1 protein-coding gene is annotated in these 790 nt (G+C 60.3%); it reads left to right on the forward strand.

Annotated features, from left to right (window positions below):
* A partial coding sequence (locus E5W87_RS32585; RefSeq protein ID WP_292407202.1) for a GntR family transcriptional regulator occupies positions 1 to 508 on the forward strand: 508 nt, incomplete at its 5' end.
* Positions 509 to 790 lie beyond the last annotated feature (282 nt).

Consider the following 790-nt stretch of genomic DNA (forward strand, 5'->3'; position numbering starts at 1 on the left):
CCGCTTGGCTCGGCTCGAGCCGAACCGCGGCGCGTTCGTCGCCCAGCCGACCAAGCAGGAAGCGCGCGAGGTGTTCGAAGCGCGGGCGCTGATCGAGCCCAAGGTCGCGGCGCTTGCCGCCGAAGTGGCAAAGCCGGCCGAGATCGCGCAACTGCGGCTTCATCTCGAAAAAGAGCACGAGGCCCTGCATGCCGGCCGCGACAGCGACGCCATCATGCTGTCGGCAAAATTCCATGTCGGCATCGCCGAAATCGCCGGCCATTCGATCCTGACCGGCTTCGTCAAAGATCTGTTGTCGCGGTCGTCGCTGATCATCGCGCTCTACTGGCGCCGCCGCGACACCACCTGCGAAAGCCACGCCCATCGCGCCCTCGTCGATGCCATCGAAAAGCACGACGCAAAAAACGCGTCCGACCTGATGCGAAGTCATCTCATCGACCTGCTGTCGGGCCTTGATCTGTCGCTTGGCGAGAAGAAGCCCGAGAGCCTGTCGGACATCTTGCGCTGATCTCCGCTGTCAAACTCTTTCGCCTATGTCCGCACCATGCTGGGCGCGATCGAAGCAAGGCATGCATCGGCCCGTGAGGACTGCTTCTTCGTTCCTGCCCTCATAACAGTAGCGCTCGTTGGGCAAACTGCCGGTTTTTCTTATGGCCATTAGATACGACCTGATGCGATCGGTCGATGGCCCTCGCGAGAGGCCAGTTCCAGACTGCAATCTTATGCGACTTTCGAATGTAGCAGCTAAGTTAAAATGTCCGGATCTGGCAAAGTAGGAATGTCGCTCCTG

It is taken from the genome of Mesorhizobium sp. (assembly GCF_004962925.1).
Lineage (GTDB): Bacteria > Pseudomonadota > Alphaproteobacteria > Rhizobiales > Rhizobiaceae > Mesorhizobium.